The organism is Geodermatophilus sp. SYSU D00691 (assembly GCF_054050275.1).
Genome location: NZ_JBJGYZ010000033.1, coordinates 17,104 through 39,192 on the forward strand (window position 1 = coordinate 17,104; position 22,089 = coordinate 39,192).

31 protein-coding genes are annotated in these 22,089 nt (G+C 75.3%); 9 read left to right on the plus strand and 22 right to left on the minus strand.

Annotation, left to right across the window (positions count from 1 at the left end; genetic code table 11):
- The first annotated feature begins 310 nt into the window (after positions 1-310).
- Positions 311-457 carry a hypothetical protein gene (locus ACI797_RS21075; RefSeq protein WP_456539505.1) on the plus strand — a complete coding sequence of 49 codons (147 nt, stop codon included), beginning with the start codon at positions 311-313 and terminating at the stop codon, positions 455-457.
- A gap of 3 nt (positions 458-460) precedes the next feature.
- Here ACI797_RS21075 and ACI797_RS21080 read toward each other — a convergent pair whose 3' ends face one another.
- From ACI797_RS21080 to ACI797_RS21130, 11 genes are all read right to left on the minus strand, one after another.
- The gene (locus ACI797_RS21080) at positions 461-784 is read right to left on the minus strand and encodes a hypothetical protein (protein WP_456861058.1); all 324 of its coding nucleotides are present in this window, start codon (positions 782-784) and stop codon (positions 461-463) included.
- 81 nt (positions 785-865) lie between these two features.
- Positions 866-1,021: a hypothetical protein gene (locus tag ACI797_RS21085; RefSeq protein ID WP_456542707.1), complete on the minus strand. Its 156-nt coding sequence runs from the start codon at positions 1,019-1,021 to the stop codon at positions 866-868.
- 16 nt (positions 1,022-1,037) lie between these two features.
- Positions 1,038-1,460, minus strand: a complete 423-nt coding sequence (locus tag ACI797_RS21090; protein ID WP_456861060.1) for a hypothetical protein — start codon at positions 1,458-1,460, stop codon at positions 1,038-1,040.
- Between the two features lie 70 nt (positions 1,461-1,530).
- Entirely contained in the window at positions 1,531-1,701 is a 171-nt protein-coding gene (locus ACI797_RS21095; protein WP_456861062.1) for a hypothetical protein, read from the minus strand.
- A gap of 25 nt (positions 1,702-1,726) precedes the next feature.
- Positions 1,727-1,900 carry a hypothetical protein gene (locus ACI797_RS21100; protein ID WP_456861063.1) on the minus strand — a complete coding sequence of 58 codons (174 nt, stop codon included), beginning with the start codon at positions 1,898-1,900 and terminating at the stop codon, positions 1,727-1,729.
- A gap of 15 nt (positions 1,901-1,915) precedes the next feature.
- Positions 1,916-2,302, minus strand: coding sequence for a hypothetical protein (locus ACI797_RS21105; protein ID WP_456861065.1), 387 nt, complete (start codon positions 2,300-2,302; stop codon positions 1,916-1,918).
- Positions 2,299-2,622 (minus strand): PadR family transcriptional regulator, encoded by a 324-nt coding sequence (locus ACI797_RS21110; protein WP_456861067.1) that lies wholly within the window; start codon positions 2,620-2,622, stop codon positions 2,299-2,301. The genes ACI797_RS21105 and ACI797_RS21110 overlap by 4 nt, the downstream gene beginning before the upstream one ends.
- A gap of 65 nt (positions 2,623-2,687) precedes the next feature.
- Positions 2,688-2,882 carry a hypothetical protein gene (locus ACI797_RS21115; protein ID WP_456861068.1) on the minus strand — a complete coding sequence of 65 codons (195 nt, stop codon included), beginning with the start codon at positions 2,880-2,882 and terminating at the stop codon, positions 2,688-2,690.
- A 56-nt stretch (positions 2,883-2,938) separates the two neighbouring features.
- Complete coding sequence (locus tag ACI797_RS21120) at positions 2,939-4,486, minus strand: acetolactate synthase large subunit (RefSeq protein WP_456861070.1); 1,548 nt, start codon at positions 4,484-4,486, stop codon at positions 2,939-2,941.
- Entirely contained in the window at positions 4,483-4,815 is a 333-nt protein-coding gene (locus tag ACI797_RS21125) for an EthD family reductase (protein WP_456861072.1), read from the minus strand. Before ACI797_RS21125 ends, ACI797_RS21120 begins: the two co-directional genes overlap by 4 nt.
- Positions 4,816-4,834: 19 nt before the next feature.
- Positions 4,835-5,317 (minus strand): zinc-binding dehydrogenase, encoded by a 483-nt coding sequence (locus tag ACI797_RS21130; protein ID WP_456861073.1) that lies wholly within the window; start codon positions 5,315-5,317, stop codon positions 4,835-4,837.
- Between the two features lie 200 nt (positions 5,318-5,517).
- Here ACI797_RS21130 and ACI797_RS21135 point away from each other — a divergent pair, with 200 nt between their 5' ends.
- Together ACI797_RS21135 and ACI797_RS21140 are read left to right on the plus strand one after the other, a co-directional pair.
- Positions 5,518-6,795 (plus strand): glycosyltransferase, encoded by a 1,278-nt coding sequence (locus tag ACI797_RS21135; protein WP_456861075.1) that lies wholly within the window; start codon positions 5,518-5,520, stop codon positions 6,793-6,795.
- Positions 6,792-8,810, plus strand: a complete 2,019-nt coding sequence (locus ACI797_RS21140) for an ArnT family glycosyltransferase (protein ID WP_456861077.1) — start codon at positions 6,792-6,794, stop codon at positions 8,808-8,810. The genes ACI797_RS21135 and ACI797_RS21140 overlap by 4 nt, the downstream gene beginning before the upstream one ends.
- Before the next feature lie 71 nt (positions 8,811-8,881).
- Here ACI797_RS21140 and ACI797_RS21145 read toward each other — a convergent pair whose 3' ends face one another.
- Positions 8,882-10,081, minus strand: a complete 1,200-nt coding sequence (locus ACI797_RS21145; protein WP_456861079.1) for an acyl-CoA dehydrogenase family protein — start codon at positions 10,079-10,081, stop codon at positions 8,882-8,884.
- A 105-nt stretch (positions 10,082-10,186) separates the two neighbouring features.
- On the opposite strand from ACI797_RS21145, the gene ACI797_RS21150 reads away from it, so the two are divergent.
- Entirely contained in the window at positions 10,187-10,855 is a 669-nt protein-coding gene (locus ACI797_RS21150; RefSeq protein WP_456861081.1) for a hypothetical protein, read from the plus strand.
- Between the two features lie 17 nt (positions 10,856-10,872).
- A complete protein-coding gene (locus ACI797_RS21155) occupies positions 10,873-11,208 on the plus strand; it encodes a DUF4190 domain-containing protein (RefSeq protein WP_456861083.1) in 336 nt (111 codons plus the stop codon).
- Positions 11,209-11,211: 3 nt separating this feature from the next.
- Here the strand turns inward: ACI797_RS21155 and ACI797_RS21160 are convergent, their stop codons facing one another.
- The 5 genes from ACI797_RS21160 to ACI797_RS21180 form a co-directional block, all read right to left on the minus strand.
- Positions 11,212-11,409 (minus strand): hypothetical protein, encoded by a 198-nt coding sequence (locus tag ACI797_RS21160; protein WP_456861084.1) that lies wholly within the window; start codon positions 11,407-11,409, stop codon positions 11,212-11,214.
- Positions 11,410-11,534: 125 nt separating this feature from the next.
- Positions 11,535-12,488, minus strand: a complete 954-nt coding sequence (locus ACI797_RS21165) for an HpcH/HpaI aldolase/citrate lyase family protein (RefSeq protein WP_456861086.1) — start codon at positions 12,486-12,488, stop codon at positions 11,535-11,537.
- Between the two features lie 82 nt (positions 12,489-12,570).
- Positions 12,571-12,834: a DUF4242 domain-containing protein gene (locus ACI797_RS21170; protein WP_456861088.1), complete on the minus strand. Its 264-nt coding sequence runs from the start codon at positions 12,832-12,834 to the stop codon at positions 12,571-12,573.
- 16 nt (positions 12,835-12,850) lie between these two features.
- Positions 12,851-13,774 carry a DMT family transporter gene (locus ACI797_RS21175; RefSeq protein ID WP_456861090.1) on the minus strand — a complete coding sequence of 308 codons (924 nt, stop codon included), beginning with the start codon at positions 13,772-13,774 and terminating at the stop codon, positions 12,851-12,853.
- A complete protein-coding gene (locus ACI797_RS21180; protein ID WP_456861092.1) occupies positions 13,771-14,640 on the minus strand; it encodes a PhzF family phenazine biosynthesis protein in 870 nt (289 codons plus the stop codon). Before ACI797_RS21180 ends, ACI797_RS21175 begins: the two co-directional genes overlap by 4 nt.
- A gap of 24 nt (positions 14,641-14,664) precedes the next feature.
- Between ACI797_RS21180 and ACI797_RS21185 the strand changes: the two genes are divergently transcribed.
- Positions 14,665-15,903, plus strand: a complete 1,239-nt coding sequence (locus tag ACI797_RS21185; protein ID WP_456542689.1) for a magnesium transporter MgtE N-terminal domain-containing protein — start codon at positions 14,665-14,667, stop codon at positions 15,901-15,903.
- Positions 15,896-16,432, plus strand: a complete 537-nt coding sequence (locus ACI797_RS21190) for a DUF1003 domain-containing protein (RefSeq protein ID WP_456861094.1) — start codon at positions 15,896-15,898, stop codon at positions 16,430-16,432. Before ACI797_RS21185 ends, ACI797_RS21190 begins: the two co-directional genes overlap by 8 nt.
- 6 nt (positions 16,433-16,438) lie before the next feature.
- On the opposite strand, the gene ACI797_RS21195 is transcribed toward ACI797_RS21190, so the two are convergent.
- A complete protein-coding gene (locus ACI797_RS21195; protein WP_456861095.1) occupies positions 16,439-16,996 on the minus strand; it encodes a putative glycolipid-binding domain-containing protein in 558 nt (185 codons plus the stop codon).
- Positions 16,997-17,035: 39 nt separating this feature from the next.
- Here ACI797_RS21195 and ACI797_RS21200 point away from each other — a divergent pair, with 39 nt between their 5' ends.
- On the plus strand, positions 17,036-17,509 hold the full coding sequence (locus tag ACI797_RS21200) for a methylated-DNA--[protein]-cysteine S-methyltransferase (RefSeq protein ID WP_456861097.1): 474 nt from the start codon (positions 17,036-17,038) through the stop codon (positions 17,507-17,509).
- A gap of 1 nt (position 17,510) precedes the next feature.
- Here ACI797_RS21200 and ACI797_RS21205 read toward each other — a convergent pair whose 3' ends face one another.
- Together ACI797_RS21205 and ACI797_RS21210 are read right to left on the minus strand one after the other, a co-directional pair.
- On the minus strand, positions 17,511-17,831 hold the full coding sequence (locus ACI797_RS21205; RefSeq protein WP_456861099.1) for an AzlD domain-containing protein: 321 nt from the start codon (positions 17,829-17,831) through the stop codon (positions 17,511-17,513).
- Entirely contained in the window at positions 17,828-18,514 is a 687-nt protein-coding gene (locus ACI797_RS21210; protein ID WP_456861101.1) for an AzlC family ABC transporter permease, read from the minus strand. The genes ACI797_RS21205 and ACI797_RS21210 overlap by 4 nt, the downstream gene beginning before the upstream one ends.
- A 370-nt stretch (positions 18,515-18,884) precedes the next feature.
- Here ACI797_RS21210 and ACI797_RS21215 point away from each other — a divergent pair, with 370 nt between their 5' ends.
- Positions 18,885-20,033 (plus strand): Mrp/NBP35 family ATP-binding protein, encoded by a 1,149-nt coding sequence (locus ACI797_RS21215; RefSeq protein WP_456861103.1) that lies wholly within the window; start codon positions 18,885-18,887, stop codon positions 20,031-20,033.
- Positions 20,034-20,058: 25 nt separating this feature from the next.
- Here ACI797_RS21215 and ACI797_RS21220 read toward each other — a convergent pair whose 3' ends face one another.
- Together ACI797_RS21220 and ACI797_RS21225 are read right to left on the minus strand one after the other, a co-directional pair.
- The gene (locus tag ACI797_RS21220; RefSeq protein WP_456861105.1) at positions 20,059-20,418 is read right to left on the minus strand and encodes a twin-arginine translocase TatA/TatE family subunit; all 360 of its coding nucleotides are present in this window, start codon (positions 20,416-20,418) and stop codon (positions 20,059-20,061) included.
- Positions 20,419-20,520: 102 nt separating this feature from the next.
- Positions 20,521-21,879 carry a S1C family serine protease gene (locus ACI797_RS21225; RefSeq protein ID WP_456861107.1) on the minus strand — a complete coding sequence of 453 codons (1,359 nt, stop codon included), beginning with the start codon at positions 21,877-21,879 and terminating at the stop codon, positions 20,521-20,523.
- Between the last annotated feature and the right edge of the window lie 210 nt (positions 21,880-22,089).

The following is a 22,089-nucleotide window of genomic DNA, read 5'->3' on the forward strand; positions in this document are numbered from 1 at the left end:
CGGCACCTCACGCGGCCGGCGAGGGTGCCCATCCCTCGACAGCCGCCTGGCGCGCCGCCGCGCACGGCACGCCCCCTCCGACGACCCCCGGCTGGCCGAGCAGGCGGGCGAGGGGCTGCGCGAGCTGCTCGCCGCCGCCGGGTTCGCCGAGGTGGTCGAGACCGGCCGCACCACGCTGCTGCGCGCGCCGATCACCGCCTACCGCGCCGTGCGCTGAGGGCGGCGCATCGCCTCTCGCCGCGGAGGCCGGTCCGGCGTAGCGTGCGCCCCACCGAAGCCGGATCCGGCCCTCCGCGAGGGAGCGAGAGCCATGGCCGACAAGTCGCCGCACGACGCGCACTCCGCCAAGAAGTCCAACAAGTCGCTCAAGGAGAAGCGCGCCGCGCGCAAGGAGGACAAGCAGGCCACCGCGGCGGTGGAGCGCCTGCTGCACCCGCGCAAGGCGCCGCGCACCTAGGCCTCACGCGCCGATGGTGTTGGTCATCCCCCGCGGGCCGGCGTCGTCGGTGCCGCAGACCGCGCACGAGCGGTAGCGGCTCCCGTCCTCGGTGCTGTGCAGCCGCCAGTCGTGCAGGCGCAGCACGCGGCAGCGGAACCGTCGTCCGAACGAGGGCATCGGGACCTCCTCCAGGAGCTGGCGGGGATCGCCGAGCGCGGCGCGCAGGGCGAACGCCTGCGAGAGCACACCGACGGCGAACCTGAGCTGATCGCGGGGCGTCGTGCCGTACAGCTCGGCGACCAGCTCGCAGTAGTACCTGTCGCGGTCCGCGCGCGTCGGCAGCACGCGGACCGCCACCGCGACCGCGAGGCGCGCCCCGGGGAGCGGCCTCCGGACGCCGGGAGCACCGGGACGCACCGGCACGGTCTAGCCGGCGAGGATCTGCCCGCCGCCGCCCGCCGCGTCGTCGTCCTTGCCGCAGACGGCGCAGGACCGGTAGCGCCCGCCGTCCTCGGTGCTGTGCACCCGCCAGTCGTGCATGCGCAGCAGGCGGCAGCGCCACCGTCGTCCGGTCGATGACATCTCGGTCTCCCCTCTCTCAGGCCACGCCACCGCCGCCGAGCCCGAGGCCGCCGCCTCCGCTCATCCCCGCGCCGGCCAGCCAGTGGGCCGGGCCGTCGTGGTGCTTACCGCAGACGGAGCAGGCGAGGTACGGGCCGCCGTCGGGGGCGCTGTACTTCTTCCAGTGGTGCCACCGCAGGACGCGGCAGCGGAACCGGCGACCGAGCGGCTGCCTCCCGGCCGCCGCCGGCAGGCGGCCGGCGCGGAGCGCGGCGCGCAGCGCCGGCGTGTGGGACAGCACGCCGGCGGCGTGCCGGAACTGGGCGGCCGGCGGGAGACCGTAGAGCTCCGCGGCGAACTCCGCCTGGTACCGACGGCGGTCGGCCGGGGTGGGCAGGAAGTGCGCGGCCACCTCGATGGCCAGCCGAGCGCCCGGCACCGGCCGGGCTGGCGCCGCCATGCCGCCGCCTACGGGATCCTGCGTCGAACGGTCATCGCGGGCTCCCCGGGTCGGGACGTCCTCGTCGTGCTCAGAACCAACCGGTGGGCGGCGCCGGCACGTGCTCGACGTACGGCGCCGTCGTCCGGCCGCACCTCCTGCACGTGCTCACGTACAGGCCGTCCCGCTCCGGGACGGCCGTCCAGGCGTGCAGGCCCAGCCGGCAGCGGAGGGCCGTGCGCGATCGGGTGGTGGGAGCCATGGCCGTCCTCCTCGCGAGGGCTGGGTCAGCCGGCGAAGTAGCCGGTGATGTTCTGGTCCACCCCGGCCCGGGCGGAGTGGTCCTTGCCGCACACGGCGCAGGCGACGTAGCGCTCGCCGTCCGGGGTGCTGGTCGGCTTCCAGGGGTGCCAGTGCACGAACCGGCAGCGGAACCGCTGCCCGGTGGTGGTGGACTGCATCGCAGCCTCCGGGGGTCAGGCGACGGTGAAGCCGTCGCGGGAGACCGTGTCGGTCGGGAACTTGCCGCAGATGGCGCAGGCGGAGTACCGCGCGCCGTCGGGCGTCCGGAAGACCCGCCACCGGTGCCACCGCAGCAGGCGGCAGACGACGACGCGGCGGATGGTGCTGGGCGGGGCGTCCAGGGGCAGGCCCGAGGGTCCGCCGCCGACGGCGGCACGCAGGGCGAGCGACTCGGCCAGGTAGCCGGCCACCTGCCGGCGCTGGGCCGAGGGGTCGAGCCCGTACAGCTCGGCGACGAACTCGCAGTAGTAGCGGTCGCGGTCGGCCCGGGCGGGCAACGGCCGCACCGCGATCGCGATCCCGAGACGCGCGCCGCGGACCAGGGCGCGCGAGCCGGTCACGTCTCCCCCACCTGCGGCCGGAGGCGGACGACGGACGGTCGGTACGCCTTCGCCAGCGCCGCCTGCGCGGCCAGCGCCCCCTCGGCGGTCAGCCGGTAGTACCGGCGCGGCGGACGGCCCTCGGCCTGCGGGTCGATCGCCTCCCACCGCGACGTCAGCCAGCCGACGCCCTCGAGACGGGCGAGGATCGGGTGCACGGTGCCGCTGCGCAGGTTCGCCAGCTCACCGATCTCCACCCCGTACAGCTCCCGCTCGGGATCGCCGAGCAGCGCCTCCAGCACCAGCTGGGTCGGGATGGTCATCCGGGGCTCTCCACCCATGCACGAACTCTACCTAGCCCCTAGGTAGAGAACAAGCATGGTTGCCCAGCGCACCGGGTGGCGCCTCAGAAGCCGAGACCGCCCGGCGGGACGTCCCGTGCGTCCAACCGAGTGGTCTCCCCCTCGTACCAGGGAAACGGACCGTCCTGGCGACCGCAGGCCCGGCAGGTGCGCATGCGCTGCCCGTCGCCCGCGCCGACCGTCGTCCACCGGTGCAGGGCCAGCCGGCACCGCACCCGCTGCAGCCGGGACGCGGCCATGCGGGGAACGGTCCGCGCCGCCGCGGTTGCCGGGCAACCACGGTCGGCCCGGGCGACTACCTCCGGCGGGGCAGGACGGCGGCGACGAGGTGCGGGCCGGGCTCGGCCAGCGCCCGGCGCAGCTGGTCGGCCAGCTCGTCGGCGGTCTCCGCGCGGGTGGCGGGCACGCCCATCCCGCCGGCCAGTGCGACGAAGTCGAGGTCCGGGGCGCCCAGGTCGAGCAGCTGCCCCGCCCGCTTGCCGTCGCCGGTCGCCCCCACCCGCGCCAGCTCGTGCTCGAGGATGGCGTACGAGCCGTTGTCGCACACGACCGTCGTGACGTCGAGCTGCTCGCGCACGTGGGTCCACAGCGCCGAGATCGTGTACATCGCGCTGCCGTCGGCCTGGAGCGCCAGCACCGGCCGGCCGGGGCAGGCGATCGCCGCCCCCGTCGCCATCGGCAGCCCGTCGCCGATGGCCCCGCCGGTCAGCGAGAGCCAGTCGTGCCGCGGCGCGCCGGAGGTCAGCTCGGCCAGCCCGACGCCCGAGGTCAGCGCCTCGTCGACGACGATCGCGTCCTCGGGCAGCAGCGCGCCGACGACCGCTGACAGCGAGCGCACGTCCAGCGCCCCGCTCGGCAGCTCGGGCCGGGCGGCCCCCAACAGCTGCGGCTCGGCGCCGTCGGCCACCTGGTCGGCGAGCGCCTCCAGCGCCGCCACGCCGTCCTCACCGGGTGCCGCGAGCACGTGCACGGTGCAGTCCTCCGGCACCGGGGACCCCGGGATCCCCGGGTAGCCGAAGAAGTGCACGGGCGCCGTGGCGCCGACGACGACCAGGTGCCGGGTGCGCGAGAGCGCCGCCATCGCCATCTCCGGCGGGTACGGCAGCTTCGGCAGGTCGGGCAGCCCCGCCCCGCGCGGCATGCGCGCCGGGAAGGTCTCGCCCATCAGCCGGGCACCGGTCGCCGCGGCGATCCGCGAGGCCAGCAGCTGCCCGGCCTCCCGCACCGCGTCGCCGCCGAGGAACAGCACGACCGGCTCCCCGGAGGTCAGCGCGGCGACCACCCCCTCCACCGCGTCGGGACCGGGTCGCGGCGCGGGCCGCGCCGGCACCGGCGCCGCCACCTCCGCGCCGTCGGACCACGAGACGTCCGCCGGCAGCACCAGCGTGGCCACGCCCCCCGCGGAGGCCGCGGCCACCGCGTCGGCGGCGTCCACCCCGACCTCGGCCGGCGTCAGCGACCGCCGCACCCAGGTCGAGACGGTGCCGGCGAGGGCGTCGATGTCCCACTCCAGCGGCGCGTCCAGCCGCTTGTGCGGGCGGGCGTGGTCGCCGACGACGTTCACGACCGGCGTGCGGCCGCGCCGGGCGTTGTGCAGGTTGGCCAGCCCGTTGCCCAGCCCCGGCCCCAGGTGCAGCAGGGTCGCGGCGGGCCGGCCGGCCATCCGGGCGTACCCGTCGGCCGCGCCGGTGGCCACGCCCTCGAACAGGGTGAGGACGCCGCGCATCTGCGGGACGTCGTCCAGCGCCGCGACGAAGTGCATCTCGGAGGTGCCCGGGTTGGCGAAGCAGACGTCGACCCCCGAGCCGACCAGCGTGCGGATCAGCGCCTGCGCCCCGTTCACGGCATCTCCGGGATGCCGGCGATCGGCTCGTGCACGTCGAAGTGGACCAGCGTCGCCCCGCCCGTGGCGAAGTTGGCGATGTCGGCCCCGGCGGCCCGCCCCTCGTTGGACGCCAGTGCCCGGCCCATCGCCTCCTCCGACTCGAAGTCCAGCTCGGCCACCAGGTAGGGCCCGGGCTGCGACGGGTCGAGCGGCTTCGGATGACCGATGGCCAACCGGACCAGGCCCGGCATCTCCATCGCCAGCGGCGTGTGGGTGTCGCGGTAGTAGTCGTCGAACGCCCCGGGGTCGGCGGGCTGGCCGTAGCTGACGAGGAGTCGGTGCACCATGCCGGTCAGCCAATCAGCGTCAGAAGGTGAGCACCAGCCGACCGCGGACCCCGCCCCCGGCGAGCAGCCGGTGCGCCTCGGCGGCGTCCTCGGCCGGGAGCGCGCGGTCGACCCGCAGCGAGAGGACGCCGTCCTCGGCCTGCTGCCGCAGCCGGTCGAGCGCGGCGCGGTCCCGCGCGACGCGGCGGACCAGGGTCGGGAAGAACCGCAGCCCGCGCTCGCCGCCGCCCGGCCCGCGGTAGCCGCGGACGGTCGCCACCGCTCCCCCGTCGCGCACCGCCGGCAGCACCCGCTCGTCCTGCACCGCGCCGTCGGCCTTGGCCAGCTGGACGACGTAGCCGCCGTGAGCGCCGGCCGCCCCGGTGACCGCGAGCACCTGCCCCGGCCGCAGGCCCACGAGGTGGAGGGTGGACCGCGCGGTCAGCGCGTTCATCGGCAGCGTCGACGCCGCGACGTCGGTCGCGGTCGCCGGCGCCCGCACCACCGAGTCGGCGGGCAGCACCAGGTCCTCCCGGTACCCGCCGTGCGACCCGGTCGGGACGACGACGCCCGTGACCCGGGCGCCGACCTCGAGCTCGGGCCGGTCGACGCCGTCGCTGAGCTCCTCGTCTCTACCCCGTCACTCGCTGTGGATCAGCTGTCACAGGGGACCTCCAGCCACTCCCCGGCTCCGCGCCAGCTCCGCACCTGACGGTGATCGCCATGCCACCCCTGCTGCAGGGCGCCGACGCGCGCGCTGGAGAGTCCCGACCCGCCCCGCCGGTCCTCGACGTCGTCGTGCCGGTGCACGACGAGGAGACCGACCTCGAGCCGTGCCTGCGCCGGCTGCACGCGGCCCTGTCGGAGCTGCCGTGGAGCTCCCGGATCACCGTCGCGGAGAACGCCAGCACCGACGGCACGCTCGCCGTCGCCCAGCGGGTCGCCGCCGAGCTGCCCGGCGTCGAGGTGCGGGTGCTCCTCGAGCCGGGCCGCGGCCGCGCGCTGCGCGAGGTCTGGCTGGCCTCCGACGCCCCGGTCCTCGTCTACACGGACGTCGACCTGTCCACCGACCTCGCCGCGCTGCTGCCCCTCGTCGCGCCGCTGATCAGCGGCCACTCCGACCTGGCGATCGGCAGCCGCCTCTCCCGCTCGTCGCGGGTGGTGCGCGGGCTCAAGCGCGAGGTCATCAGCCGCGGCTACAACCTGCTGCTGCGCGGCACGCTGGCCACCTCGCTGTCCGACGCGCAGTGCGGCTTCAAGGCCGTCCGCGCCGACGTGGCGCGGCGGCTGCTGCCCCTGGTGGAGGACACCGGCTGGTTCTTCGACACCGAGCTGCTCGTGCTCGCCGAGCGGTCGGGACTGCGCATCCACGAGGTGCCGGTCGACTGGGTCGACGACCCCGACAGCCGCGTCGACATCGTGCGGACGGCGAAGGCCGACCTCGCCGGCATCGCGCGGATGCTGCGCGCCTTCGCCACCGGCCGCCTGCCGGTCGCCGAGCTGCGCGCGCAGATCGGCCGCCGCCCGCTGCCCGACCCGGTGCCCGGGGTGCCGCCGGGCCTGGTGACCCAGCTGCTGCGGTTCGCCGCCATCGGCGTGCTGTCGACGCTGGCCTACCTGCTGGTGTTCGTGCTGCTGCGCGGGGTGGTGGGCGCCCAGGCGGCCAACCTCACCGCGCTGTTGCTCACCGCGGTCGCCAACACCGCGGCCAACCGGCGCTTCACCTTCGGCATCCGCGGTGGGGCGGGCGCCGGCGTCCACCACGCCCAGGGGCTGGTCGTCTTCGGCCTCGGCCTGGCGCTGACCAGCGGCTCGCTCGCCGTCCTGCACGCCGTCGCGCCGGGGGCCTCCCGCGCGGCGGAGCTCCTCCTGCTCGTCGCCGCCAACGCCGTCGCGACGCTGCTGCGCTTCGTCCTCTTCCGCGGCTGGGTCTTCCGGCCCGCCGCGGCTGCCCCTGCCGACGGCAGGACTGCCGTCCTCGAGATGGAGACCGCCCGATGACCACGACCCTGCCCGCCGCGCCGGGGTGGACCGCGCCGCCCGCTCCCCCGGCGCGGCCGTCGCGCCTCCGGCGCCTCGTCCGCGGGAGGGACGGCGACCCGCGCTGGGTGCGCCCGTCCCTGCTGGGCCTGCTGCTCGCCACCGGCGTCCTCTACGTCTGGGACCTGGCCGCCTCCGGTTGGGCGAACGCCTTCTACTCCGCCGCGGTGCAGGCCGGGTCGCAGAGCTGGGAGGCGTTCTTCTACGGCTCCTCCGACGCGGCCGGCTCGATCACCGTCGACAAGCCGCCGGCCTCGCTGTGGGTCATGGCGCTGTCGGTGCGGCTGTTCGGGCTGTCGTCCTGGTCGATCCTGGTGCCGCAGGCGCTCATGGGGGTGGCCACGGTCGGCGTGCTCTACCTCGCCGTCCGCCGGGTGGCCGGGTACCGCCCCGCGCTGCTGGCCGGCGCCGCCATGGCGCTGACCCCGGTCGCGGTGCTGATGTTCCGGTTCAACAACCCCGACGCGCTGCTGGTCCTGCTCATGACGATCGCCGCCTACGCGCTCACCCGGGCGGTCGAGAAGGCGAGCCTGCGCCGGCTGGTCGCCGTCGGGGCGCTGATCGGCCTGGCGTTCCTCACCAAGACGCTGCAGGCGGTGCTCGTCGTCCCCGGCTTCGCGCTGGTCTACCTGGTCGCCGCGCCGACGACGCTCGGCAAGCGCATCGGGCACCTGCTCGCGGCCGGCGCCGCCCTGGTGGTCACCGGCGGCTGGTGGGTGGCCGTCGTGGAGCTCGTCCCCGCCTCCATGCGCCCCTACATCGGCGGCTCGCAGACCGACTCCGTCTGGGAGCTGATCTGGGGCTACAACGGCCTCGGCCGGCTCACCGGGGACGAGACGGGCAGCGTGGGCGGCGTCACGGGCTGGGGCGAGACCGGCCTCGGGCGGCTGTTCGACTCGGAGATCGGCGGGCAGATCGCCTGGCTGCTGCCGGCGGCGCTGCTGCTGCTCGTCGCCGGTCTGGTCGCGGTCGGCCGCGCGCCGCGCACCGACCTCCGCCGCGCCGGGCTGCTCACCTGGGGCAGCTGGCTGCTGGTCACCGGCCTGACGTTCAGCCTGATGGCCGGCATCTTCCACGCGTACTACACCGTGGCCCTGGCCCCGGCGGTCGCCGCGCTCGTCGGCATCGGCGGCGGGCTGCTGTGGCGGCACCGGGGCGAGTTCTGGGCGCGGGCCGTGCTGGCCGTCGTCCTGGCCGCCACCGCGGCCTGGTCGTTCGCGCTGCTGGCCCGCTCGGCCGAGTTCGTCCCCTGGCTCAGGTGGGTCGTGCTCGCCGCCGGCGCCGTCGGGGCGCTCGGGCTGCTGGCGGTCCACCGGCTGCGCCGGGCGGTCGTCGTCGGCGTGCTGGCCGCGGCGGTCGTCGCCGGGCTCGGCGGCCCGGCGGCCTACGCCGTCCAGACGGCGGGGACGGCGCACACCGGGTCGATCCCGAGCGCCGGCCCGACCGTGACCGACGGCATGGGCGGTGGCTTCCCGGGCGGCGGCGCCCGTCCGGCCGGCGTCCCGGGTGGCGGCGCGAACGGCACGATGCCCGCCCCGCCCGGTGGCGGCACCGGCACGATGCCGGGCGGCGGGGCCACGGGTGCCCGGGGCGGCCCCGGCGGCGGCCTGGGGGGTCTGCTCGACGCGGGCGAGGTCAGCGACGAGCTGGCCGCCGTCCTCGCCGAGGACGCCGACGCCTACACCTGGGCCGCCGCGACGGTCGGCGCCAACAACGCCGCCGGCTACCAGCTGGCGACCGGGCTGCCGGTCATGCCGATCGGCGGGTTCAACGGCACCGACCCCTCGCCGACGCTGGCGGAGTTCCAGGCGCTCGTCGAGGACGGCCGGATCCACTGGTTCGTGTCCGGCAGGGTCGGGATGGGCGGGGACGGCGGGAGCAGCGCCTCGGCCGAGATCACCAGCTGGGTCGAGGAGAACTTCACCGCCACGACGGTGGACGGCGGAACGCTCTACGACCTCACCCAGCCGAACTGACAACCCTGTCCCACGATGCTTGTGCTCTGCCCACCACGGTGGGCAGAGCACAAGCGTCGGCGGAGGAGGTGTCAGCGCTTGAGGGCGTACTCCTTGAGCAGGCCGCGGCTGATGATCGTCTTCTGGATCTCGCTGGTGCCCTCGCCGATGAGCAGGAACGGCGCCTCGCGCATCAGCCGCTCGATCTCGTACTCCTTGGAGTAGCCGTAGCCGCCGTGGATGCGGAACGACTCCTGGGTCACCTCGGCGGCGAACTCGCTGGCCAGCAGCTTGGCCATGCCGGCCTCGACGTCGTTGCGGGCGCCGGCGTCCTTGAGCCGGGCGGCGCGGACCATCATCGCGTGCGCCGCCTCCACCTTGGTGGCCATCTCGGCCAGCTTGAACGCGATCGCCTGGTGCCCGGCGATCGGCTTGCCGAACGTCTCCCGCTGCTGGGCGTAGGCGATGGCCAGCTCGAACGCGCGGATCGCGATGCCGCAGCCGCGCGCGGCGACGTTGACCCGGCCGACCTCGACGCCGTCCATCATCTGGGCGAAGCCGCGGCCGGGCAGCCCGCCGAGGACGTCGTCGGCGGAGACGGCGAAGCCGTCGAACACCAGCTCGGTGGTGTCGACGCCCTTGTAGCCCATCTTGTCGATCTTGCCGGGGATGCTCAGGCCCGGGAGCACCTCGCCGAATCCGGCCGGCTTCTCGATCAGGAACGTGGTCAGGTTCTGGTGCGCCTTCTCGGCGCCCTCGTCGGTGCGCACCAGCGCGGCCACCAGGGTGGAGGAGCCGCCGTTGGTCAGCCACATCTTCTGGCCGTCGATGACGTAGGAGCCGTCGTCCTTCTTCACGGCCCTGGTGCGGATGCCGGCGACGTCGGAGCCCAGCCCCGGCTCGGACATGGAGAACGCGCCGCGCACCTCGCCGGCCGCCATCCGCGGCAGCAGGCGCTCCTTCTGCTCCGGGGTGCCGTGCTGCATGACCATGTAGGCGACGATGAAGTGGGTGTTGATCACGCCCGAGACGCTCATCCAGCCGCGCGCGATCTCCTCGACCACCAGGGCGTAGGTGAGCAGCGACTCGCCCAGGCCGCCGTACTCCTCGGGGATGGTCAGCCCGAAGATCCCGAGCTCCTTGAGCCCGTCGACGATCTCCTGCGGGTACTCGTCGGCGTGCTCGAGCCGCTGCGCGTTCGGGATGATCTCCTTGTCCACGAAGCTGCGGACCGTCGCCAGGATCTCGGTCTGGACGTCGGTCAGGTCGGCGGTCTGCGCCAGGCGGGTCATTCGCACGCACCTCTCGGGACTGCGGTGTCCGTTGGTTACCGGTGAGTATGGGCCACCCCCGCGGGACGACGAGGGTGTGCCTGGTCACTGCGTACCGTCGGCCCGGTGAGGAGCCGACTGCTCGCCCCCGTGGCCGCCGTGCTGCTGCTGGCCGGCTGCGGGAGCGACCCGTCGGCGTCGACCGAACGCGGCGAACCGGCGCCGGCCCAGGCCGAGGCGTCGGCCCAGGCCTCGGCCGACCCCGCCGCGGCCACCGACCCGGCGAGCGCGGCACAGGCGGTGGCGCTGCGCGCGGCCGACCTGCCGGAGGGCTGGAGCGTGCAGGCCAACCCGGTCCCCGACGGCGACCTCGGCGACGACCCGAGCCTCGCGGGGATCTGCGGGTTCGCCTTCGCCTCCGAGGCGCACCGGGTGGCCAAGGCGCCGGTCATCGGGCTCGACTCCACCGGCACCGCGCAGCTGTCCTCCGAGGCGATCGCCTACGACGGCCCGGAGGCCGCGACCACGGCGGTGCAGGAGCTGGTGCAGGCCTTCAGCAGCTGCCCGCCGGACGAGTACACGTTCGTCCCGGCACCGAGCGCGGAGGGGCTGGCCGACAACAGCGTCGTCTTCCAGTACCAGCTCGCCGGCGACGGGACGCAGGTCGTGGTCGCGCAGGCCCGCGGCGCCGTCCTCTCCGTCCTGATCGGCGACGACCCGGCGACGGCGACGGCCGCGGCGCGCTCGGTCGCCACCCGACTCGCCGCGCTGCCTCCAGCGGCGATCGGGCTCTGAGGCCGCACACTGCCCGGGTGAGCGACCCCGGCCAGCACTCCCCCGCCCCCTGGCCGCCGCCCGGCTACGGCCCACCCCCGGGGTACGGCTACCCGCAGCCGTACCCGGTGTACGGCGCACCGACGAACTCGCTGGCGATCGCCGCCCTGGTCTGCGCGCTCACCGTCGCCCCGGTCGGGCTGGGGCTCGGCATCGCGGCGCGCAAGCAGATCCGCCGCACCGGCGAGCAGGGCGACGGCTTGGCGCTGGCCGCGGTGATCATCGGCGGCATCGTCACCGGCATCTGGCTGCTGGCGATCATCGTGCTGGTCATCAGCTGGGTCGCCCTGGTCAACACCGGCTTCGGCCCGTAGCCCTCACCGCTCCCCGGTCAGGGCCAGCCCCAGGTTCAGGACCAACCGTGGGACGACGGCGTGGTCCAGGCCCGCGCAGCGGATGCTGGCCGTGTCGCTCTCCGGGTCCCAGACGATCTGAACGATCGGCTTGCCGCCGGAGACGTGCAACAGGGCCCGTGCCTCCTGCTCGGCCGACCGTGTGGTGGTGTCCCGATCCATGGCGCACCTCCGTCCTCCCCCGCGCCGGGAGTGACCATGCGCGCCCCTCCCCCATCCGGAACAGGGGCGTCCTCCTCTGGTCCTGCGCGGCGGCCCGGGAAAGGATGGGAGGTGTCCGCGCGGGGTCAGTCCTCCGGCGGCGTGAAGGACGACGTGCGCTGCATGCCGGCGGCGCGGCCCTTGCCGGCGACGACCAGCGCCATCTTGCGGCTGGCCTCGTCGATCATCTCGTCGCCGAGCATCGCCGAGCCCTTCTTCCCGCCGGCCTCGGACGTGTAGTACTCGTACGCGTCGAGGATCAGCTCGGCGTGGTCGTAGTCCTCCTGCGACGGCGCGTAGATCTCGTTGGCCGCGTCGATCTGGCCCGGGTGCAGCACCCACTTGCCGTCGAAGCCGAGCACCGCCGAGCGCTTGGCCACCTCGCGGAACGCGTCGACGTCGCGCACCTGCAGGAACGGCCCGTCGATGGCCTGCACGCCGCGGGCGCGGGCGGCCATGAGGATCTGCATGAGGATGTAGTGGAACGGGTCGCCCGGGTAGTCGGGGTGCAGGGCGCCGACGACGAGGGACTTCATGTTGATCGACGCCATGAAGTCGGCCGGGCCGAAGATGATCGTCTCGATCCGCGGGCTGGCGAAGGCGATGTCGTTGACGTTGATCAGGCCCTGCGCGGTCTCGATCTGCGCCTCGATGCCGATCCGGCCGACCTCGAGGCCGTTGGCCTTCTCGATCTGGGTGAGCAGGAAGTCCAGCGCCCGCACCTGGGCGGCGTCGGCCACCTTGGGCAGCATGATGCAGTCGAGGTTCGCCCCGGCGCCCTCGACGACCTCGATCACGTCGCGGTAGGTCCACTCCGTCGTCCAGTCGTTGACCCGGACGACGCGGATCTTCTCGCCCCAGCCGCCCTCGTTCAGGGCCGCCACGATGTTCTTGCGGGCACCGGGCTTGGCCAGCGGCGCGCACGCGTCCTCGAGGTCGAGGAACACCTGGTCGGCGTCCAGCCCCTTCGCCTTCTCCAGGAAGCGCGGGTTGCTGCCCGGGACGGCGAGGTTGGAACGGCGGGATCGGAGCTCGGCCACGGTGCCTCCGCTTCGGGTCTGGACGTCGTTACCGGAGAGTAGCGACGGCGCCCGGCGACCGCGCCGCGGAGTGAGCAACGCCTCAGGGCACCAGGTCGGTCTCCACCTCGTAGACGCGGTCGACCGGCAGACCGGCGTCGGCCGCGTGCTGCCGCAGGGTGTCGGGGTCGGGCGACTCGTACACGCAGAACGTCTTCAGCCCCTCCGCCGTCGCCACCACGTGGGTGTGCTCCCAGGTGAGGGTCGGGTAGCGCGCCTCCCGGACCTCGGTGGACCGCTCGGCGGCGGCGTCCACCTCCGCGCGGGAGACGTCGCCGAGTGTGCGCTCGACGAGGTACCTCGGCATGGGGCGCAGTCTGCCGTCAGGTCGCCGGCTCCACCAGGGTCGTGGGCCGGCTGGCCCGGACGACGAGCGCCACGCCGGCCACGACGGCGGCCATGCCCGGCAGCGCGAGCAGCGGCGGCACCTGCCCCAGCAGCACGAAGGCGACGACCAGCGAGCCGGGCACCTCGAGCAGGACGGCGAGGCTGACCACCGTCGGCCCCACCGAGGAGAGCACCAGGTTGAGCAGGGTGTGCCCGAACAGCTGCGCGCACACGGTGATCGCCGCGATGAGCAGCCAGTCACGCAGCGGGAAGCCGGCCAGCGGCGAGCCGGCGACCAGCGCGACGACCGCGGTGGCCGCGGCGCAGACCGAGTAGCAGACGATCGTGTAGGCCGACGTGGCCAGCCGCTGCCGGGCCCGCGCACCGGCCAGCACGTACCCGCCGGCGCAGAGCGCGCCCAGCAGCGCCAGGCCGTCGCCGGCCAGCGCCTCGAGGCTCACCGTGACGTCGACACCGGCGATCAGCGCCGCGCCGACGACGGCGAGCACGAGGCCCCACCAGACCGCCGCCGGCAGCTCCACGCCGCTGATCCGCGCCACCAGCGCCGTCCAGATCGGCGTCGTCGTGACCAGCGCGACCGAGGCGCCGACCGACGTCATCGACAGGCTCGGCAGCCAGGCGGCGAAGTGCCCGGCCAGGAACAGCCCGGCGACCACCGAGCTGCCCAGGTGGCGCGGCCGCAGCCCGTGCAGGGTCGACCGCTCACGGGTGAGCAGCACCGGCAGCAGCGCGGCGGCGCCGGCGGCGTTGCGCCAGAAGGCGATGGCCAGGAACGGCGCGGCGACCAGCGCGGTCAGCGGCCCGGACATCGAGACGCCGACCACGGCCAGCCCCATGAGCCCGAACTCGCGGCCGGTCGGCCGGTGCACCGCCCAGGCCGCGGCCTGGGACCCCGTCACGGCACCCGGATCCGGCCACTGGCCACCGGCACGACGGCACCGGCGACCGTCGCCAGCGTCGCCCGGCCCCCGGCGGAGGTGACGGTGCAGGTCATCAGCGAGGGCCGGCCCACGCGCTCGCCCTGGCGGACGACGTAGGACGCCGTCCCCTCCCCCGGCAGCAGGCCGGCGGCGACCAGCCAGACGCCGGTGCCGAGCGCGGCCGAGCCGGTGGCGGGGTCCTCGCCCCAGCTCAGGTCGGCGGCGAACACCCGGGCGTGGACGGTGGAGGCGGCGGGGTCCCAGGAGAGGACCGAGACCCCCTCCCCCACGCCGAAGCGGCCGAGCGCGGTCGGGTCGGGCCGCGCCCCGTCGACCACCTCGGGCCGCACCGCCAGGAAGGCGAATGGCAGCCCGCAGCCGGCGACGTGCGCCGGCAGGCCGACGGCGTCGGCGGCCGACAGGCCCACCGCCTCGGCCAGCTCGGCCGGGTCCGGCCCGTCCTCGAGGGTCGGCCGGCCGCCGGTGAGCGTGGCGCCGTCGTCGGTCACGTCGACGGGCAGCACGCCCGCGCCGCACTCCTGGTGCAGGGTGCCGGCCGGCAGCCGCCCGGTGCGCACGAGCGTGTGCGCGGCGCCGACGCTCGGGTGCCCGGCGAAGGGCAGCTCGGCGTAGGGCGTGAAGATGCGCACCTTGTAGCTGGCGCCGGGCTCGCTGGGCGCCATGAGGAACGACGTCTCCGACAGGTGGAACTCCGACGCCAGGGCCTGGCACTGCTCGGTGGACAGGTCGTCGGCGTCGAACACCACGGCCAGCGGGTTGCCCGCGAACGCCCGCGGCGCGAAGACGTCGACGACCTCGTACTCCACGGAACCCGGGCGCGACACGGCCCGACGGTAGCCTTCCGAGCCGTGACGACGGCGACCCGGGCATATGCCTCGCGACTGGCCGGGCTGACCGTCTTCGACCCCAACGGCGACCGGGTCGGCAAGGTGCGCGACGTGGTCGCCGCGCTGCGGGTGGGCACCGCCCCGCCGCGCGTGCTCGGCCTGGTCGTCGAGGTGGTCGCCCGCCGCCGCATCTTCGTGCCGGTGGGCCGGGTGACCGGGATCGACCCGAGCTCGGTGATGCTCGCCTCGGGCACGATCAACCTCAAGCGCTTCGAGCAGCGCCGCGGCGAGACGCTGGTGCTCGGCGAGCTGCTCGACCGGACGGTCACCATCCGGGAGTCGGGCCGCCGGGCCACCGTCGTCGACGCCGGCATGGAGCAGACCCGCACCGGCGACTGGCTGATCACCCGCCTCGCGGTGCAGGAGCCGGGCCGGCTGGGCCGCCGCGGCCAGCTGCACCAGCTGGCCTGGGACGAGGTGGTCGGGCTCGCGCTGCCGCAGGGCGACCAGGGCGCCGAGACGCTGCTCGCCACCTACCGGGAGCTCAACGCCGCCGACCTCGCGCACGCGCTGCAGGAGCTGCCGATCAAGCGCCGGCACGAGGTCGCCGAGGCGCTGGACGACGAGCGGCTGGCCGACGTGCTCGGCGAGCTGCCCGAGGCCGACCAGATCACCATCCTCGGCACCCTCGACGAGGCCCGGGCGGCCGACGTCCTCGAGGAGATGGACCCCGACGACGCCGCCGACCTGCTCGCCGAGCTGTCCAACGTCGACCGCGACCGGCTGCTCGAGCTCATGGAGCCCGACGAGGCCGAGCCGGTGCGCCAGCTGCTCGCCTACTCCGAGGACACCGCCGGCGGCATCATGACCAGCGAGCCGGTGATCCTCACCCCGGACGCCACCATCGCCGAGGCCCTGGCCCGGGTGCGCGACCCCGAGCTCACCCCGGCGCTGGCCAGCCAGGTGTACGTCTGCCGGCCGCCGTCGGCCACGCCGACCGGCCGCTACGTCGGGCTGGCGCACATCCAGCGGCTGCTGCGCGAACCGCCGTCCACCCTGGTCAGCGGGGCGCTCGACGACCTGGAGCCGCTGCGGCCGGAGGCGCCGCTGGCCGAGGTGACCCGCTACTTCGCCACCTACAACCTGGTGGCCGCGCCCGTGGTCGACCCGCAGGGCCGGCTCGTCGGCGCGGTGAGCGTGGACGACGTCCTCGACCACCTGCTGCCCGACGACTGGCGCGAGCGGGCCCGCCGTGGCTGACGGCCGCCGGCTCGACGTCCCGCGGGGTCACGCCCGCACGTTCGGCAACTTCCTGCGGCTGAACCCCGACGCCGTCGGCCGGTTCGCCGAGGGGATCGCCCGCTTCCTCGGCACCGGCAGCTTCCTCGCCGTCCAGACGATCATCGTGATCGCCTGGATCTGCCTGAACGTCTTCGCGATCCAGCTGCAGTGGGACCCCTACCCGTTCATCCTGCTCAACCTGGCCTTCTCCACCCAGGCCGCCTACGCCGCGCCGCTGATCCTGCTGGCGCAGAACCGGCAGGCCGACCGCGACCGCGTGCAGGCCGAGGAGGACCGCGCGCGGGCGGCGCAGACGCGCGCCGACACCGAGTACCTCGCCCGCGAGCTGGCCGCGCTGCGCGTCGCGATCGGCGAGCTGGCCACCCGCGACTTCATCCGTGGCGAGCTGTCCCGGCTGGCCGAGGACCAGCCCGAGGAGCGGGAGAAGAAGGGCAAGAAGAAGAAGCAGCAGGACGCCGCTCACCCTGCACCCGACCCGATCGCGTAGCGCACCTCAGCCCGCCCGGACGGCGATCTCCGGGTACTCCAGCGCGAGGCCGGCGGCGTCGTAGACGATCCGGACGGCGAAGTCCTCGGACGGGGCGTCGTAGTCGAAGCGCCGCTCGCCGAGCGCGACGTAGTCCTGGTCGAGCCGCTCGACCGACAGGTCACCGGCCCGCACCCAGGCCGCGGCGCTGGTGCCGCGCTCCCCCGGGCGCAGCGCCAGCCGGTGCACCGGGAGCGTGTTGGTCATCGCCGAGCTCTCCAGGTCGACGTCGAGGCAGCCATCGAGGTGCGGCGCCGGTGCGCCGTCGACCTGCCAGCGGCCGGCGCCGTCGGTGGTCAGCACGACCGAGCGCACGCCGTCGCCGGTGCGGCCGCGGACGCGGGCCTCGCGCGTGCGCCACTCGCCGTCGACCCGGATCTCGTACTCGACCGCCCAGGTGCGGCCCTCCTCCAGCCCGGTGGTGCAGCCGGTGAGGACGGCGCCGTCGAACCAGGACACCTCGAAGCCGTCGCGCGCCCCGCGGTGGGTCCAGGCCGCGGTCGACGGGAGCAGGTCCCACGTCATGCGCGCATCCTGTCGGTCCCCTCCGACAGGATGCGGGGCATGGGCCGGACGCACACCGTCGTGCCGTCGCCGATCGGACCGCTCGTCGTCGTCCGGGACGGCGACGTGCTGGTCCGGCTGCACCTCGAGCCGCCCGGCGCGACCGCCGACCTCGGGCCCCGCGACGACGGCGGCGACGTGGCCGCCCAGCTCGGCGAGTACTTCGCCGGCGAGCGCACCGCCTTCGACCTGCCGCTGCGGCCGGCCGGCAGCGCCTTCGAGCTGGCCGTGTGGGAGCAGCTGGCCGCCATCCCCTACGGCGGGACGCGCAGCTACGGCGCGGTGGCCGCCGCCGTCGGCGAGCCCGGCGGGGCGCAGGCGGTCGGGCTGGCGTGCGGGCGCAACCCGCTGGCGATCGTCGTCCCGTGCCACCGGGTGGTCGGCGCCGACGGCAGCCTGGTCGGCTTCGGTGGCGGGCTGCCGCGCAAGCGCTTCCTGCTCGACCTCGAGCAGCGCGACACCCGGCTGTTCTGACTCACACCCCCCAGAGGACGTGCGCGAGCGCACCGGCGCCGCCGGCCAGCAGCAGGACGACGATGAACGGCGCCCGCAGCGCCAGCGCCAGCGCGGCGACGGCGAGCCCGACCAGGCGGCCGTCGAGCTCGAGCTCCCGGCCCGACGCCGTCGCCTGGACCACGACGAGCGCGGCCAGCAGCGCGGCCGGGACGAAGTCGACCACCCGCGTGACCCACGGCTGCTCGACCCAGCGCGCCGGCACCGAGACCCCGGCGAGCTTGAGCAGGTAGCAGCCCAGGGAGCCGGCCAGGACGACGGCCCAGAGCGTCCCCTCGCTCACGCGGCCCGCTCCCGGGGCGGGCCGGCGAGCGCCACCGCGACGACGGCGGCGATCACCTGCACACCCGGCGGCACGAACGGGGTGAGGGCCAGCCCGACGACGGCGCCGCCGAGCGCCACCCGGCGCTGCACCGCCGCCTCGGGGAACGGGCGGCGCAGCCGCGGCCACAGCAGGGCCAGGAACGCCGCCGGGACGACGGCGTCCAGCGCCGCGCGGGCGGTGCCGCCGAGCGCCGCGGCGCCGAAGGCACCGACCAGCGTGGTGGCGTTCCAGAACGTGAAGATGGTGGCGCCGCCGACGAGGAAGCCCAGCCGGGCGAGGTCCCGGTCCGGGGCGCTCACCGCCAGCGCCGTCGTCTCGTCGATCACCCAGTGCGCGGCGCCGAACCGGCGCGGCCCCTGCAGCTTCAGCAACGGGACCAGCCGGACGCCGTAGACGGTGTTGCGGGTGCCCAGCAGCAGGGCGCTGCCGACCGCCGCGAGCGCGCTGCCGCCGGCCCCGAGGACGCCGACGAGGGCGAACTGCGAGGCGCCGGTGAACATGAGCAGCGACATCGCCGCCGCCTGCCACTCGGACAGCCCGGCCGAGACGGCGGCCGCGCCGAAGGCCGCGCCGTAGAGGCCGACCGCGACGCCGAGCCCCACCGCGTCCCGCACGGTCTCGGAGCGGGTGGGGGCCGGCACGCGGCCGACCCTAGGCGACCGCCCGGTCAGCGCTGCCGACCGCGCCAGGTGCGGCGGGTGCGCCGGGGACGGCGGTCGCTGCGGTCCGGGTCCTCGAGCAGCAGGGCGTGGAGCAGGGGGGCCATCTCGTGGGGTGTCATGACGACGACCGTCGTCCTGAGGCACCCGTGCCGGCATCGGTCGACCGCGCAGATCCGCACGTCGGCGGCGGGTAAGGGGCCTCAGGCCGCACTGAGCAGCAGATCACCCCGGGGACGGCGGGCGGCGCCTGCTGCCCGCCGTACAGTGGCGGGAGATCCGGATGCGCCGGTCCCCGCGGGCTCGCGGCGGGCGCAGACCGGTCCTTCGCCGAAGGAGACGAACGAGAACGATGTCGGACACGATGACCGGCTCGCCGGCGCTCGACGCCGTGAACGCGGCCCTGGCCACCGTCCAGGACCCCGAGATCAACCGGCCGCTGACCGAGCTCGGCATGGTCAAGGACGTGCAGATCGGCGCCGACGGCAGCGTGCGCGTCGAGGTCTACCTGACCGTCGCCGGCTGCCCCATGCGCGAGACCATCACCAACCGGGTCACGCAGGCCGTCTCCGCCGTCGCCGGGGTGACCTCGGTGCAGGTCGCCCTCGACGTGATGAGCGACGAGCAGCGCTCGGAGCTGCGGCGCACGGTGCGCGGCGACGCCACCGACCCGGTGATCCCCTTCGCCCAGCCCGGCTCGCTGACCCGCGTGTACGCGGTCGCGTCGGGCAAGGGCGGCGTCGGCAAGTCCAGCGTCACGGTCAACCTCGCCGCCGCGCTGGCCAAGCGGGGGCTGTCGGTGGGCGTGGTGGACGCCGACATCTACGGCCACTCGGTGCCGCGGATGCTAGGCGTCGACGACAAGCCCACCCAGGTCGACAACATGATCATGCCGCCGCAGTCCTACGGCGTGAAGGTCATCTCGATCGGCATGTTCACCCCCGGCAACACCCCGGTGGTGTGGCGCGGGCCGATGCTGCACCGCGCGCTGCAGCAGTTCCTCGCCGACGTCTGGTGGGGCGACCTCGACGTCCTCCTGCTCGACCTGCCGCCCGGCACCGGCGACGTGGCGATCTCCATCGCCCAGCTGCTGCCCAACGCCGAGATCCTCGTCGTCACCACGCCGCAGACGGCGGCCGCCGAGGTCGCCGAGCGGGCCGGGGCGATCGCCACGCAGACCCACCAGCAGGTGGTCGGCGTCATCGAGAACATGTCGTGGCTCGACCTGCCCGACGGCAGCCGCATGGAGGTCTTCGGCTCCGGCGGCGGCCAGGCGGTGAGCGATGCGCTGACCCGCACCCTCGGCGCCCGCGTCCCGCTGCTGGGTCAGATCCCGCTCGACACCCGCCTGCGCGAGGCCGGCGACGCCGGCGCGCCGATCGTGCTCGCCGACCCGGAGTCGGCCGCCGCCCAGGCGCTGGCCAGGGTCGCCGACGGCCTGGCCACCCGCCAGCGCGGCCTGTCGGGCATGAGCCTGGGCCTCACGCCCGTCCGCCGCTAGGCGCCCGCGCGCATCTGCGTCCGTCCTACGTCGCGTCGACGTCGAACGGCGGCGGGGTCGCGGCGTTGCGCGGCTTCGCCGCCGGCGCGGCGGGCGCGGACGACGCCGCGCTCCTCCGGCGCACCGGCGGGGTGTCGTCGCCGAGCAGGTTGTCGCGGATGAACGTCTTCGGGTGGTACTTGCGCAGGTCGAGGTCGCGCAGGTCGGAGAGCTCGTCGCCCATCGACTCGTGCACCTGGGCGCGGACGCCGGTGACCGCCTCGCGGACCTTGCGCAACCCCTGCGCGGCGTCGCGGGCCAGGGTCGGCAGGCGCTCGGGGCCGAAGATGAACAGCGCGGCCAGCGCGAGGACGACGATCTCGCCCCAGCCGATCGAGTCGAACACCGCCGCTCCCGTCCGGTCCCCGCGCCGTCCGCCGGACCGCCGTCCAGGGTAGCCGCGGCCCCTGTCGACGGGCCGTGCTCCGGCTGCGCCTCGTCTTCCCGGCTACGCCTCGTCGAGCGTCGCCTGCACGGTGGTCGACGACCCGTTGCGCACCAGCTCGATGGTCACCGTGTCGCCGGGGGCGTGGGCGTCGACGGCGACGACGAGCTCCTCGGAGCTGCCCACCTGCTGGTCGTCGACGCCGATGATGACGTCCTGCTCCTGGATGCCCGCGCGGGCCGCGCCGCTGTCGGGCTCGACGTTGAGCACCAGCGCGCCGTCGCGCGTGCCGTCGGTGACCGAGCGCGTGTTGACCCCGAGCGAGGCGTGCACCGCCGAGCCGGAGGAGATGAGCTGCTCGGCGATGTCGCGCGCGGTGTCGATGGGGATGGCGAAGCCGAGGCCGATCGAGCCTCCGCCGGCCCCGCCGCCGAGCGAGGCGATCGCGGTGTTGATGCCGATCACCGCGCCGGTCGCGTCGACCAGCGCGCCACCGGAGTTGCCGGGGTTGATCGGCGCGTCGGTCTGGATGGCGCTGATCACGGCGTTGGTGTCGCTGCCCTCGCCGGAGAGCCGCACCGGGCGGTCGAGCGCGCTGACGATGCCGCTGGTGACCGTGCCGGCCAGGCCGAGCGGCGAGCCGATGGCCACGACCGGGTCGCCCACCAGCACCGCCTCGGAGTCGCCGAGCGACGCGCCCACCAGACCCGGCTTCTCGACCTTGATCACGGCGATGTCGCTGGCCGGGTCGCGCCCGACGATCCGCGCCTCCGAGCCGCTGCCGTCGGAGAAGACGGCGCGGATCTCGGCGTCCTCGTTGCCGTCGGCCCCGGAGATGACGTGGTTGTTGGTGACGATGTAGCCGTTCTCGCCGTCGACGACCACGCCGGAGCCGGTGGCGCCGGCGTTGCCGAACCGCACCTCGATCGAGACGACGGCGGGGGTGACCCGCTCGGCGATGTCGGCGACCGAGCCGGGCTCGCGGGCGATGCCCTCGTCGGTCTCCGACAGCTGGGTGTCGGGGGCGAGCAGCGGCGTCTCGGCGGCCTCGCGGGTGAGGAACCAGCCGACGCCACCGCCGATGGCGCCCACCAGCAGGACGGCGAGCAGCACCAGCGCCGAGACACGGACGGAGATGTCGCGCAGCCGGACCTTCTTGCGACCCCTGGCGTCGACGACGACCGGGCCCTCCTGCTCGTCCTCGTCGTAGACGGCGGGGGCGCCCAGGCCGGCGGGGGCGTGCGGGTCGCGCCACGGGTCGGAGGCGGCGTCGGGCTTCCACCACGGCCCGGCCGACGTGCGCCGCCGGCCGGGGCGGCCGCCGGGCGGCTCCTGCAGGCCGGTGCGGCCGGGCCCGGACGGCGCGAAGGCGCGCAGCACCGCCTCGGGGGGCGGCGGGGGGAGCCGGCGCGGCGGGGGCACCGGCCGGTCGCCGGCGAAGCTGCCGTCGACGCTGGTCGGCCGCCCGAACGCCGCCTGCTGGGCCGGCGAGGTGGCGGGGACGGCGGTGGCGCGCGGGGTCAGCCGCTCACCGGGGGCGGCGAAGGAACCGGTCGCGCCCGCGGGTCGGGCGAAGGCCCCGTCGGCGGGGTTGGGCTGCTGCTCCGCCGCGGGGCGGCGGTCGTCGGTGTC